Below are 12,915 nucleotides of genomic sequence, written 5' to 3' on the forward strand. Positions count from 1 at the left end.
TGCTCGACGAACTCCGCCTTGGACATGCTGCCTGAGACAGGGAACGAATCAGCGTGTGCCATCACAGTCCACAAGGCGCTCTCATGGAGAAGATCGAAAGCTGCGTCGCCATGGTCGGAGTCGAGGCCCTGCACCAACTCACAGGCAATCCTCTTGTTTTCTTCCACACTCATCAGTGCACCCTAATCGCTTAACCACTGAATATGTACCTGGACTGCCGAGACCTCGATTCGGCGCAGCGAGGGCTCAGCCTCGATCCACCGAATGGGTCCATCGGTTGTGAGAGTTCTGAAGCACCAGAATGGGTGCAGGAGGAGACGATCACACCATGTCACGACGTCGGCACGCGCCCGAGCGGATCATCCGCAAGCTCCGCGAGGGTAGCGGCTGCTCGGTGGAAATTTCACGATCGAGGACGTGTGCAAGCGCCTGGAGATTTCGGATGCGACCTGGCATCGCTGGCAGAATCAGTACGGCGGGATAACATACGAAGACGCCAAACGGCTCAAAGAGCTCGAACGTGAGAACGCCCGGTTGAAGCGGATGGTCGCTGATCAGGCCTCGACATCGACATGCTCAGGGAGTTGAACCGGGGAAACTACTGAGCCCGGACCGCCGCCGCCGGGCCGTGCAGGTGCTGCGTGACCGGTTCGGGGTCAGCGGCCGTCCCGGCCGGGGTTCATCGACCAGCCCGGCCAAGCCGTGCTCGATGAACCGTTTTCGCCACTCCGCCAGGGAATGCCTGGAGGCCTCCATTGTGGACCGCGGGATCGTGTTGCGGCCGGCCAAGGTGCGACCGGATCGTCGACGAGGTGGGCCGCAACACCCGCCTCGTCCCCGTCGATCCCTGGGCTACCCCGTCAGGACCGTCTCGCGCGTACCGGCGGACTCGATGTCGTAGCGCCGGGTTTCTGGGCCGACGGCGAGCGCGATGAGGGTGAGCACCGTCAGCAGCCCCAGGTACACGGCGACCGGCCACCAGTGGCCGGACCACGCGAGCAGCGCGGTAGCGATCAGTGGCAGGAAACCGCCCGCCAGTACAGAACCGATCTCACGGGCGAACGCGAATCCGGCGAGCCTGGTCTTGGTCTCGAACAGCTCCGCGAACCACGCCGCCTGCGGCGCCAGCATCGCCGGGTAGCAGATGCCGAGTCCCACCACGAACCCGACGACGACGGCTACCGGCTCGCGGGTTTCCAGCAGGAGGAAGAACGGTACGGTCCACAGCGCCGACGCGACAGCGCCGGCCGCGTAGACAGGCCGCCGTCCCCACCTGTCGGACAGCCAGGCGAACAGCGGCACTCCGCCCACTTGTACGGCCGACGCGATGATCACCGCGGTCAGCGCGAGCGACTCGGACAGGCCCAGCTGCTGGGTCAGGAAAGCTACCGCGAACACGGGGAACAGATAGGCGAAGCCGTTCTCGGCGAAACGGGCACCGATGACGACCAGGAAGCTCTTCGGCTGGTTCCGCAGCGCGGCGAACAGCCCCGGTTCGGTTTCCTCGGCCTGCTTCGCCTTCTCGAACGCGGGAGTCTCGTCCACGCCGCTGCGGATGAAGTAGCCGATCACGAGCATGACGAGCCCCAGCAGGAACGGTACTCGCCAGCCCCACTGGCGGAACTGATCGTCGGGCAGCAGCAGGAACAGTTGGAAGACCCCAGTCGCGAGCAGGGTGGCGAGCGCGAAACCGGCCGGGGCCCACGCACCGGCCAGTCCGCGCCGTCGCTGGTCGCCGTGCTCGACGGACAGCACCACGGCGCCGGCGTACTCGCCTCCGGCGCCGAAGCCCTGCACGAGACGCAACAGGATCAGCAGGGCCGGCGCCCACGCGCCGATCTGATCGTAGGTGGGCAGCACGCCGATCAGCGTGGTCGCGACGCCCATCAACACGAGGGTGAGCACCAGCATCGTCTTGCGGCCGAGCCGGTCGCCGAGGTTGCCCAGCACGATGCCGCCCAGCGGTCGGGCGAGGAAACCGACGGCGTAGGTGGCGAAGGTGGCCAGTGTGCCCGCGACCGGACTGATCGTGGGAAAGAACAGCTTGTTCAAGATCAGCGCGGCAGCCGTGCCGTAGATCAGAAAGTCGTACCACTCGAGCGTGGTGCCGACGAGGGCGGCGATACCGGCTTTGCGGGCGCGCCGTCGCGATTCGGTCATGTAAAGCCAACTCCTTCGGAGGCCAGAGAAACTTCAGTGGCGGGCGGGACGGCGCAGGACCGCACCCCGCTGAATCGGTCCGACCAGTGCCGCGTACTGGCCCAGCCAGCCGCGCTCGGCGCCCGGGTCCCCGGCGGTGATGGGCTTGCCGTCGCGCACGGGGTCGGCGTCGATCAGCCGTGCGTCGAGGTCGATCGAGATGCTGTCCCCGTCCTGGACCCCGGCGAGTGGTCCGCCGTCGGCTGCTTCGGGCATGACCTGCCCCACGACGAGACCGTGGTTCAGCCCGGACAGTTCGCCGTCCGTGACCACGGCGACCTGGCCACCGAGGCCGGCGCCGTTGAGGGCGGCTACGAAGCTCGCGGCGAACACTGTGCCGGGCCCGCCCCTCGGGCCCATCCCGCGCAGCACGATCACCTGTCCGGGCTCGATCCCGCCCTGGCCGAGCGCGGCGATGGCCTCGTCCTCACCCGCGAAAACCTTGGCGAGCCCGGAGAACTGGCGGCGCGCCGAGCCCACTCCGGCGACTTTGACGATTGCGCCGTCCGGGGCCAGCGACCCACGCAGAATCAGCAGGCCCGGCTCGTCGGCGACGGGTTTCTCCAGCGGGTGCACCACATCGCCGTCCGGCCCAGGTGCCTCGGCGACCACCTCGGCAACGGTGCTGCCGGACACGGTCAGCGCGTGGGTGTGCAGCCGCGGGGCCAGCGCACGCAGCACAGTGCGGACCCCGCCTACCCGGTCGAGGTCCCACACCTGGTGTGTCCCGTTCGGACGGATCGCGGCGAGCTGCTTGGCGCCGCGGCCCTTCTCCTCGAACAACGCAACGACGTCGAGGTCGAGGTCGGCCTCCGCGGCCACGGCCGTGAGGTGCCGGACGCAGTTGACCGAACCGCCCAGCGCCAGCGCCACCTCTACCGCGTTCTCGATGGCGTCGCGGGTCAGCACCTTCCGTGCGGTGAGCCCTTCCCGGACCAGCTCGACGGCACGGCGTCCCGCGGCCGCGGCGCGTTCGAGCATCGGCGCGGAGTTCGCGCGCGTCGGCGCGGAACCGGGCATCGCCATGCCGAGCGCCTCGGCGAGCACGTGCATCGTGTTCGCCGTCGCCAGGCCCGCGCACACGCCGGGTCCCTCGATCGCGCGGTCGGCCAGCTCGCCGAGCTCCTCCACGCCCAGCTTCCCGGACGCTACGGCACCCACTGACTCGTACACCGAGTCGATGTCGACCGAGCATCCGGAGAAGGTGCCTCCTCGCTGGTAACCGCCGACGACGATGACCGAAGGCAGGTCGAGCCGGGCGGCGGCCATCAGGTGGGCCGGTGTCGTCTTGTCGCAGCTCGACAACAGCACCATGCCGTCGAGCTGGGCACCTTCGACGGCGGCTTCGATGTCGTTGACGATCAGGTCCCGGGTCGGCATCAGATACCGCCCCTTACGGCCCGCGCTGGTGACGAAATCGGACGGCGCGGTCGTGCGGATCTCCAGTGGCAGCCCTCCCGCCTCGCGGACCGCGTCCTCGACGACCTTCGCCACGTCGTCGAGGTGCGCGAAGCACACCGACAGCTTCGACGACGTGTTGACGATCGCGATCTTGGGCTTGCGCTGATCCTCGGCGCTGATTCCCATCGCGCTCCACTGGGCGCGGCGCACGGCCCAACGGGTGGTGCCCGGCTCGAAGTTGCTCCGCAGCTCATTCATACTGTTCTCCTGTCAGGACGGGAAAGTGCGCTTCCGTTGGCGGCCATCGCGGACCGGACCTCGCGGCCGTCGAGTTCCCGGTACGGGCGGCTGTTGTCGAGCGACAACAGCGTCGCGACGGCGGCGGCGTGGCCGTACTCGAAGCACTGCGCGGTGACCCGCGCCGAGGCGAGCGCCTCGTGCTCGGCGCTCAGGCAACGGCCCGCGACGATGATGCCCTCGCCGCGTTCGGGCACGAGCGTGCCGTAGGGCACCTCGTAGTAGTCGTCGAGCAGCCAGGTCAGTTTCGGCCGGTCACCGGCGTGCAGCTCGATCGGCCACGGCACCCGGCAGATCCCGTCCTCGCGCTTGCGTGCCGCGAGGATGTCCTCGTTGGACAGCCGCTCGATACCGGCGATCGTGCGAGTCTGCCGGATCCCTGCCTCCACCCCGGTGTCCACCACGAAAGCCGTTTCGCAACCGGGGATCCGTTCGGCCAGGATCCGCGCATACGAACGGACCTGCCGCCGTCCCCGGATCTCGGCCTCGGTGAAATCCGCTGGGTCGATCACATTGAGCATCCGCCCGTCGCGGCCCGCCAGCCGTGTCGCGTTGACGAGCAGCTCGCCGCGTCTGGGAGTGGTGAAAATCCAGATCTTCTGCCGCGGCAGGTCCAGGCCCGCGTCCCGCGCCCGGAGAATCTCCTCGCTGACGTACGGCGGGCAGATCGTATCCTCGCCGTAGAACTCCAGGAACCGCGCGACGTCGACGTTGCCGAGACGGAAGAACATGGTCGGGTTCTGAATCGTGCCGTGGTCGCCGAAGGTGTAGCGGTACCCGGCGCGGGCGATCACCGCCGCGTCACCCGAGGCGTCGATCGTCCTGGCGGCCAGCACCACTGCCCGGCCCGCGTTCGATTCGACCACGACCCCGCGGTGGGTATCGCCGTCGAGAACGACGGCGGTGACCGCGGTGTGATACAGGACAGTGGCACCTGCGGCTTCGAGGAGGTCGTCCGCGACCTCGCGCCACATGAGCGGGTCGTGCGCTGCGGTCCAGGTCTTGCCGTAGACCTGCGGCGCGGTGAGACCGCCGCGGGTTGCCAGCTCCCGTCGAAATCGCTCGGTGAACCCCGCGACGACCTGCCGCGGCTCCCGGTCGGTGTCCGACGCGAGGTACATCCCGCAGATCGTGCCGGACATGCCTGCGACCGCCGCGCCACCGGCGAAGCCGTACTTCTCGACGACGAGCACCGACTTGCCTGCCTCGGCCGCGACGACCGCCGCCGCGACACCGGCCGCTCCGGCCCCGACCACGAGAACGTCGACCTCGGCCAGCACCTCGAGTCCGCGGTCGAGCGGTCCACCGGTCAGCGACCAGTCCGATATATTGGTCATGTACCGGTTGTACATCGCTGAGCACGGTACTGTCCAGACCCAGTAGTGGAGTGCGAAGGAGGACCGCCCGTGGTGAACAAGGCCGACCAGGCCTACGACGTGCTGGAACGCATGATCACGTTCCAGGAGCTCCCACCGGGGTCGTTGTTGTCGGAGTCCCGGCTGATGGAACGGACCGGGCTCGGCCGCACCCCGGTGCGCGAGGCGCTGCAACGGCTCGCGCGGGAGCGCATGGTGGATATCCATCCGAACCAGGGGGTGTTCGTCGCCCCGACATCGATCGAGGCCCAGCTCAAGGTGCTCGAACTACGCCGCTCCGTGGAAGAGCTCGCGGTCCGCCTCGCCGCCCTCCGCGCCACGACGGAGCAGCGCGAGCGCATCTTGGCGCTGGCCGAGATCCTCGGCAAGTTCGACGGCGAAGACTCCAAACGGTTCGGTGAACTGCTCAAGCAGACCCACACCCTGATCGTCGAGGCCGCGCACAACGAGTACCTCTCGGTGGCTATGGCCCCATTGCAGGGCCTCTCGCGCCGGTTCTGGTTCGCCCACCTGCGCGATCCGAAGGTGGAGCTGGCCGAAGCGGCCGACCTCCACGGGGACATCCTGCGTGCCATCTGCCACGGCGACCAGACCAAGGCGCCCGAGGCCTCGCTCAGGCTGAACGACTACCTGACCGACTTCACCTACCGGACCCTGCGGAACCAGTGAGTACGTGGAGTACGTGGCCGTGCGGCCAGGCGAGGACGATCCGGCTCCATGGCAGGCAAGGTCCACCTCAACAACTCCGATCGCCGGGCCGGATTCGGCCGATCCGCGGGCCGGTCCGGCGCGGTGCGGTCGATGCGCCCGGCCGGTAACGCATACCCCAGCGGGTTCCAGGCCAGCACGTCGGTGCGACGGCCCAGGACGAGCGCGAGCGTGGTGCCGAACGCGCGCAACAGATCTCGCGCCGCGAGATCGAGCTTTTCCGGTGCCGGTCGACGCTGCGTCCGGGGTCGCTGGGCGACGAGTTGACGGAGATGCTCGTACTCGTGTGCGTCGAGTCGCAGGGCTGCGGCCCATTACCGCACTGTGCACCGCCGCGGTCCGGTGTGCCCGACCCTGCCGCTGGTAGGCAAACGCGGAGCTGGTCGACTCACCACTTCACCGCACCGGACCAGTCCGGAACGCCCTGAGAAAGGTGCGCACGCCCTCGACTACGAGCGGCTCGACGCGAGGATCCTCCGCGGCATTCGCCGAGCCGAACTTGTTGAGTGCGACCCCGAACGCCAAGACGAGGAATTGGTCGACCGCGAGCCGGGGGTCGGGAATGTCGAGTAGCCCAGCCGCGGCGAAGGCGGCAAACCGCTCGGCGATTGCTTCCTCGGGAGTGTCGGCCATCGGGTTGTAGCCGGGGTGCGGTAGGTGGCCGGATTCCGCGCGAACCAATCGAACCAGCGTTGCGTACTCCGCCGAGCCGAGCATATCGGTGGCGATACGCATCGAGAAGGTGACCAGGGACTCTTCGAGATCGGCGCCTTCGGGGAGACCGGTGAGGGTGTCGTCGAGCGTGCGCCGGATCGTGTCGGTCAGCGACTGGCCGACTGCGTCGACGACTGCTTGTAGCAATGTGTGCTTATCACCGAAGTAGTCATAGACCGTCCGTTTGGACACCTCGGCGCGGGCGGCGACCGCATCGACGCTGGACCGGTCGAACCCCTGGGCGAGAAACAGTTCCCGCGCGGCGGAGAGTATGGCAGCCCGCTTCTGGGTTGACCCCTCACGCAGTGTCTTCGTGGTCGGCATGACGATATCCTACCGAATTACACTGCACGGTGTAGTGTATTGCGGTGCCGCACCGTTCGCGGAGCTTGCAGGCCGTCGTGGCCGCGACTACGGAAGGAAGTCCATGACCGAAACGCTGGCTCCCGCAGCCCGTATCGGGAAGCCCGCTGTCGCGGCGCTCGGCATGCTGGCGGTCGCCACCGGTGCTCTGGAATCGGTGGTGACACCGACCCTCCCGCTGCTGCAACGCGAGCTGGATATGAGTCCGGGCCAGGGTGCGCTGCTCAGCGTGGTACTCCTCGTCACCGGCGCGCTCATCACACCGGTCGCCGGCAAGTTCGGCGACCGCTACGGCGGAAAACGAGTCCTGATCCAGCTGATGTCGGTGGTTTCGACCGGAGGGCTGGTGTCCGCCCTGGCACCGAACCTGCCCGTCCTGCTGCTGGGCCAGATACTGCAGGGCGCGATGGTGGGCGCTCTGCCGCTGGCGTTCATCCTGGTACGCGAACACCTGCCCGCGGGCGCGGCGAAGGTGGCCATCGGGGTGGTCAGCGGATTGTTCGTGGGGGGCGGGATGGCGGGCACACTGGCGGCTGGGCCGGTAGCGGAAGCACTTTCCCGGCACTGGATGTTCGCGCTGCCGACGATCGCGGTCATCACGGCCACCGCACTGGTGAACCGATTGATGCCGCATGATACGCCCGGCCGGACCGACGCCGCCGGGATCGACTGGCCGGGCCTGGGTCTGTTGAGCGGGATCTTGGCCACGCTGATGCTCGGACTCGCGCTGGCGCCCGAGCTCGCTTCCCGACCATTGGTCCTGGGCGCCCTCGTCGTGGTCCTGGGGTCCTTCGTCATCGGATGGATCACTGTCGAGCGGCGCGCGGCCGCGCCGATGATCGATCTGCGCATGCTCGCACGGCCCGCGATATGGCAGCCGTGTGTGCTGACATTTACCATCTGTGCCGGTACGTCGGTAGCGGTCTATCTGGTCCCGCAACTGCTCGCGGTGCCGACCGGCGAATACGGGTTCGGGGCGGGCGCCACCGAAATCGGCTTCTTGCTGTTGCCCGGCGCTGTTGCCGCGACACTGGCCGGGCCGATCAGCGGGGTCTGGACGCGGCGTTCCAGCTCGCGTGCCGTCGTCACCGCCGGGATCGTGCTGCTGGCCGTCGCGCTGATCGGCCTGGCGGCCTTTCATACCGAGGTCTGGCACCTCGTCGGCGGCAAGGCGATGGTCGCGCTTGCCAACGGCCTGTGCGTGACCGCGATGGTGACGGGCATCGCCACCTCCGTCGATCGGGGTGACACCGGCATCGCCACCAGTTTGGTCCTGGTGACTCGCGTGCTCGGCTACGCCGTGGGCGCCCAGCTCAGTGGCGCGATCCTCACCGCCGCAACCCCTTCCGGATCCGATGTCCCGGCCGAATCGGCCTTCGTCACCGGCTTCGTCATCGCCGGAGCCATGACGGCGCTGTCCTTGTGCGTCGCCCGGACCATGAACAAAGGAGTCACGCAATGACCGGCACCGAATCGACGAGGGGCAACCGCACCACACCGCGACGCAAAGTACTGATTGCCGGAGCGAGCATCGCGGGGCCCGCCCTCGCGTTCTGGTTGAACCGTTACGGATTCGCCGTCACGGTGGTCGAGAAAGCGAGCGCCTTCCGCGGCGGTGGTTACCCCATCGATGTGCGCGGCACCGCGCTGGAAGTCGTGCGGCGGATGGGAATCCTGCCACGGCTCCAGAACGCCCATATCGACCTGCGCCGGGTCTCCTTCCTCGACGGCTCCGGCAACGCGGTGGCATCGGTGGCCCCACACTCCCTGACCGGCGGCACGGGAAACGATCTGGAGGTACCGCGCGGGGAACTGACCGCCGCTCTGTACCAGGCGGTTCGTCACGACGTGCAGTTCCTGTTCGGCGACTCCATCGACACGCTCGACCAGTCGGACCACGGCGTCGATGTCACCTTCCGACGGGGCGGCACCGAAACTTTCGACCTTGTGGTCGGGGCCGACGGTCTGCATTCCCGCACCCGCGAACTCGTGTTCGGCCCCGAAACGCAGTTCCATCGATACCTCGGCTACTGCTTCGCCGGATTCACCATGCCCAACACCCTGGGGCTGAGCCGCGAGACCGTGTTGTGGAACACGCCGGGCCGGGCCGCGGCACTCTACGCCGTGGGAGACAACGACGACACAGTGCATGCCCTGCTGAACTTCGTCCACCCGGCCCCACCGTTCGACGCGTTCCGGAACCCGCAGGCCCAACGAGAACTGGTCGTGGGCGTTTTCGCCGACGCCGGATGGCAGGTCCCGGGCATGCTGTATGCCATGCGGCAGGCGGAGGACCTGTTCTTCGATACAGTCGGCCAGATCCACTTGCCCCGCTGGTCCAGCGGCAGAGTCGCACTGGTGGGCGACGCCGCGTACGCGCCCTCATTCCTCACCGGACAGGGATCCAGCCTTGCGCTCGTCGGCGCGTATATGCTCGCCGGCTCACTGGCGGACCGAGACCACGCCGCGGGCTTCGCCGCCTACGAACACGACACACGGGAATTCGTGACGCTGAACCAGAACCAGGTCGGCAAAGGTGATGCCGCGCTGTTCCCGGCCACCGCGCAGGCCCTGCAGCAACGAAACGAGATGCTACGCAACCTCAGCGCGATGCCCGCCCCGGCGGAACGGCCCGCCCATTCTGCCCTGACCCTGCCCGAGTTCGCCCCATGACCGACACCTCATCGTGCCCGGCCACCGGATCCGATGACCAAGGCCGGGGCCGGGTGCCGGTTGGGCGTGTTCGCTGCTTCTCGAGCGAGGCCGAACTCGGGTACATCAATCTTTATCCGAATAAGCCGGAACCTCAGTGCGGTGACCTGGGCTGTGCCAAGCCCTTGGGCCGGTTCTTTCAGATACTCGCGGCAAGCTCGGTGCCTTGACGGATGGCTCGTTTGGCATCGAGTTCCGCAGCCACGGAGGCGCCGCCGATCAGGTGGGGGCTCAGTCCGTGGTTGCAGAGTTCGTCGAACAGGTTCCGGCGAGAGTCCTGGCCGGCGCAGACGATGACGGTGTCGATCTCGAGGGTCCGATCCTCGTCGCCGATGCTGATATGCAGGCCTTCCTCGTCGATGCGGTGGTAGCACACACCGGCGAGCATATGGACTCCACGCTGCGTGAGTTCGGCTCGATGGATCCAGCCGGTCGTCACGCCCAGTCCGGCGCCAATCTTGGACGTTTTGCGTTGCAGCAGGTAGACGGTGCGGGGCGAAGCTGACGGGTGCGGGTCGACCAGTCCACCCGGTGTCTGCAGATCACTGTCGATACCCCAGTGTCGGTTGAACGCCGCGATGTCGAGGCTGGTCGATGGCCCCGGTTGCGAAACGTATTCGGCCACATCGAATCCGATGCCTCCGGCGCCGATGATCGCTACCCGCCTTCCGACTGGCGCTCCGTCACGCAGCACCGACAGATAGCTGACAACCTTGGGGTGGTCGATGCCGCTGATAGCCGGAAGTCGCGGGAGGATTCCGGTGGCGATGACGACTTCGTCGAATGCCTCATCGATCAGGGTCTGCGCGGTGACGGTGGTTCCCAACCGGAGTTCCACTCCTGCCCTGGCCAGTTCGCCGGTGAAGTAGCGCAGTGTTTCGGCGAACTCTTCCTTGCCGGGGATGCGGCGGGCGATATCGAACTGGCCGCCCAGTACCGGTGCCGCGTCGAACAGGGTCACCACGTACCCGCGATGGGCGGCGTTGACGGCGAACGCCATCCCGGCAGGCCCAGCACCCACGACACCGATCCGCCGCCGGGTACGAACCGCCGTCAGCGAGATCAGTGTTTCGTGGCAGGCCCGGGGGTTGACAAGGCACGAGGTGATCTTGCCGCTGAGGGTGTGATCGATACAGGCCTGGTTGCAGCCGATGCAGGTGTTGATTCGGTCCGGTCGCCCGAGTTCGGCCTTGGCTACGAACTCGGGATCGGCCAGCAGTGGGCGCGCCAGCGAAACCATGTCGGCGGTTCCGTCCGCGAGCAGGGTCTCGGCAACGTCGGGGGTATTGATGCGATTGCTGGCGACCACCGGCACCGATACCGCGGCTTTGAGCTGAGCTGTCACCGCGACGAAGGCAGCACGCGGGACCGAGGTGGCAATGGTGGGAACTCGCGATTCGTGCCATCCGATCCCGGTATTGATGATGCTCACCCCGGCCGCTTCGATCTCCTTGGCGAGCTCGAGCGATTCCGCCGGCGTCGATCCGCCGGGCACCAGGTCCAGTAGCGACATCCGGTACACCAGAATGAATTCGGCACCGAGTCGGCGCCGGGTGCGGGCGACGATCTCGATGGGTAGGCGCATACGCGCGCGGAAGTCACCGCCCCACTCGTCGGTGCGGCGATTGGTGCGTTCGGCCAAGAACTCGTTGATCAGGTAGCCTTCCGACCCCATGATCTCCACGCCGTCGTATCCGGCGTCACGGGCGAGTTCAGCGGCACGGACGTAGTCCTCGATGGTGCGTTCGATGTCCTCGCCCGTCATTTCCCGCGGGACGAACGGGCAGATAGGGGCTTGGATCGGACTGGGCGCGACGAGGTCGGGGTGTTTGGCGTAGCGGCCGAAATGCAGGATCTGCATCACAATCTTGGTGCCCACGCGGTGCACCGCGTCGGTGATCGGACGATGCTGCGCGGCATCGGCGGGTGTGGTCATGCTGGCACCATGAACAAAAGGCCGGCCCTCGATGTTCGGGGCGATGCCACCGGTCACGATCAAGCCGACACCACCACGGGCGCGTTCGGCGTAGAACTCGGCCATCCGCGCGAATCCGTCGGGAGCTTCCTCTAGTCCGAGGTGCATCGACCCCATGACTACACGGTTTTTCAGCGAAGTGAAGCCGAGGTCGAGCGGTGCCAGCAGGTGGGGATAGGTGGTCATACTTGACCCTTCCTGAGTGGTTGGTCAGCACGTTAAGCCATGAACCATGGTTATGCAACTAGTTGCAAAAGCGGGTAGGGACGCTTACCTTCTCAGTGATCGGTGTCCGAGCCGCTACGCGTTGCGGCACGCGGTGGGCGCTGTCAGCCGTCTCGAACAGCACCGCGCAGCGGCCACCCACTACGACAAACTCCCTGGTCCTCTACCTGGCTACCGTCCGCGGCGCCGCACTGGAGCTGACGATCGCGAGACCCCCCGGGGGGCATTGTGGCGAAGTAGGATACCCATGTCAGCGTCGGGCCACTACAAAGAAGGACAGCTGCATGTCTTTGCCACACGCCATCCTGACGGCTCTGCTCGAGAAGCCATCGTCAGGATTGGAGTTGGCGCGGCGCTTCGACCGATCGATTCGCTACTTCTGGTCGGCCACGCATCAACAGATCTACCGAGAGTTGAACAAACTCGAGGAGACCGGCTACATCACCGCGCGCGAGGAACCCGAGACACTGCAAGGTCAGAAGAAGACCTATGAAGTGTTGCCCGCCGGGCGCACTGCACTCGTCCACTGGGTCGGTGCCGGCCAAAATCCCCGCCCGATCCGAGATGTCATGCTGCTGCGCATGCGTGCCGCCGCAGTGGTCGGGATCGACGGCATCGAGCCCGAGTTACGCCGTCACCTCGAAGTCCACCGACGCCAACTCGACGAGTATCTCGGCATCGAGGCGCGCGACTTCGCCGACCACAGTACCGACGAGCAACGCCTCCGCCACCTGGTCCTTCGCGCCGGTATCGGTCTCGAAGAATTCTGGACCGAGTGGCTCACGGAAGCGATCACCGCCGTGCGGGAGATGCAGGAGGCCGACACCGCCGTCCGGCGGCAGCCTGCCGGGTGAATGCGGGCTCCCCCACCCGCCATCCAGTGGGATGCGGTATCAACTGAATGCCGACGAAACGCCACCGACCCTGAAACCAGGTGGTCGCGTT

General features: G+C 67.0%; 10 protein-coding genes and 1 pseudogene. 5 read left to right on the forward strand and 6 right to left on the reverse strand.

The window, feature by feature from the left end:
• Positions 1–328 precede the first annotated feature (328 nt).
• A pseudogene (locus AB0H42_RS23245) lies at positions 329–667 on the forward strand (transposase); the annotation flags it as partial.
• Positions 668–852: 185 nt separating this feature from the next.
• Here AB0H42_RS23245 and AB0H42_RS23250 read toward each other — a convergent pair.
• The 3 genes from AB0H42_RS23250 to AB0H42_RS23260 are packed head-to-tail and all read right to left on the reverse strand — an operon-like array spanning position 853 to position 5,234.
• Positions 853–2,160, reverse strand: coding sequence for an MFS transporter (locus AB0H42_RS23250; RefSeq protein WP_357059039.1), 1,308 nt, complete (start codon positions 2,158–2,160; stop codon positions 853–855).
• Positions 2,161–2,193: 33 nt separating this feature from the next.
• Positions 2,194–3,858, reverse strand: a complete 1,665-nt coding sequence (gene ilvD / locus AB0H42_RS23255) for a dihydroxy-acid dehydratase (RefSeq protein ID WP_357059042.1) — start codon at positions 3,856–3,858, stop codon at positions 2,194–2,196.
• Entirely contained in the window at positions 3,855–5,234 is a 1,380-nt protein-coding gene (locus AB0H42_RS23260; RefSeq protein WP_357059045.1) for an FAD-dependent oxidoreductase, read from the reverse strand. Before AB0H42_RS23260 ends, ilvD begins: the two co-directional genes overlap by 4 nt.
• Positions 5,235–5,303: 69 nt before the next feature.
• Between AB0H42_RS23260 and AB0H42_RS23265 the strand changes: the two genes are divergently transcribed.
• A complete protein-coding gene (locus tag AB0H42_RS23265) occupies positions 5,304–5,942 on the forward strand; it encodes a GntR family transcriptional regulator (protein WP_357059048.1) in 639 nt (212 codons plus the stop codon).
• On the opposite strand, the gene AB0H42_RS23270 is transcribed toward AB0H42_RS23265, so the two are convergent.
• On the reverse strand, positions 5,918–6,283 hold the full coding sequence (locus tag AB0H42_RS23270; RefSeq protein ID WP_357059302.1) for a hypothetical protein: 366 nt from the start codon (positions 6,281–6,283) through the stop codon (positions 5,918–5,920). The two genes, AB0H42_RS23265 and AB0H42_RS23270, sit on opposite strands and share 25 nt — an antisense overlap.
• 94 nt (positions 6,284–6,377) lie before the next feature.
• On the reverse strand, positions 6,378–7,019 hold the full coding sequence (locus AB0H42_RS23275) for a TetR/AcrR family transcriptional regulator (protein ID WP_357059051.1): 642 nt from the start codon (positions 7,017–7,019) through the stop codon (positions 6,378–6,380).
• A gap of 103 nt (positions 7,020–7,122) precedes the next feature.
• Between AB0H42_RS23275 and AB0H42_RS23280 the strand changes: the two genes are divergently transcribed.
• Together AB0H42_RS23280 and AB0H42_RS23285 are read left to right on the forward strand one after the other, a co-directional pair.
• Entirely contained in the window at positions 7,123–8,520 is a 1,398-nt protein-coding gene (locus AB0H42_RS23280) for an MFS transporter (protein WP_357059054.1), read from the forward strand.
• Positions 8,517–9,731: an FAD-dependent monooxygenase gene (locus tag AB0H42_RS23285; RefSeq protein WP_357059057.1), complete on the forward strand. Its 1,215-nt coding sequence runs from the start codon at positions 8,517–8,519 to the stop codon at positions 9,729–9,731. Before AB0H42_RS23280 ends, AB0H42_RS23285 begins: the two co-directional genes overlap by 4 nt.
• Before the next feature lie 178 nt (positions 9,732–9,909).
• Here the strand turns inward: AB0H42_RS23285 and AB0H42_RS23290 are convergent, their stop codons facing one another.
• Positions 9,910–11,931 carry an NADPH-dependent 2,4-dienoyl-CoA reductase gene (locus AB0H42_RS23290; RefSeq protein WP_357059060.1) on the reverse strand — a complete coding sequence of 674 codons (2,022 nt, stop codon included), beginning with the start codon at positions 11,929–11,931 and terminating at the stop codon, positions 9,910–9,912.
• Positions 11,932–12,254: 323 nt separating this feature from the next.
• On the opposite strand from AB0H42_RS23290, the gene AB0H42_RS23295 reads away from it, so the two are divergent.
• A complete protein-coding gene (locus tag AB0H42_RS23295; protein ID WP_357059063.1) occupies positions 12,255–12,824 on the forward strand; it encodes a PadR family transcriptional regulator in 570 nt (189 codons plus the stop codon).
• Positions 12,825–12,915: the final 91 nt, after the last annotated feature.

It is taken from the genome of Nocardia sp. NPDC050799 (assembly GCF_040654015.1).
GTDB lineage: Bacteria > Actinomycetota > Actinomycetes > Mycobacteriales > Mycobacteriaceae > Nocardia.

Excerpts from the sequence above, each read along its gene's own strand:
- AB0H42_RS23250 (WP_357059039.1), bottom strand. The coding sequence starts at position 2,160 with ATGACCGAATCGCGACGGCGCGCCCGCAAAGCCGGTATCGCCGCCCTC.
- ilvD (WP_357059042.1), bottom strand. The coding sequence starts at position 3,858 with ATGAATGAGCTGCGGAGCAACTTCGAGCCGGGCACCACCCGTTGGGCC.
- AB0H42_RS23260 (WP_357059045.1), bottom strand. The coding sequence starts at position 5,234 with ATGACCAATATATCGGACTGGTCGCTGACCGGTGGACCGCTCGACCGC.
- AB0H42_RS23275 (WP_357059051.1), bottom strand. The coding sequence starts at position 7,019 with ATGCCGACCACGAAGACACTGCGTGAGGGGTCAACCCAGAAGCGGGCT.
- AB0H42_RS23280 (WP_357059054.1), top strand. The coding sequence starts at position 7,123 with ATGACCGAAACGCTGGCTCCCGCAGCCCGTATCGGGAAGCCCGCTGTC.
- AB0H42_RS23285 (WP_357059057.1), top strand. The coding sequence starts at position 8,517 with ATGACCGGCACCGAATCGACGAGGGGCAACCGCACCACACCGCGACGC.
- AB0H42_RS23290 (WP_357059060.1), bottom strand. The coding sequence starts at position 11,931 with ATGACCACCTATCCCCACCTGCTGGCACCGCTCGACCTCGGCTTCACT.
- AB0H42_RS23295 (WP_357059063.1), top strand. The coding sequence starts at position 12,255 with ATGTCTTTGCCACACGCCATCCTGACGGCTCTGCTCGAGAAGCCATCG.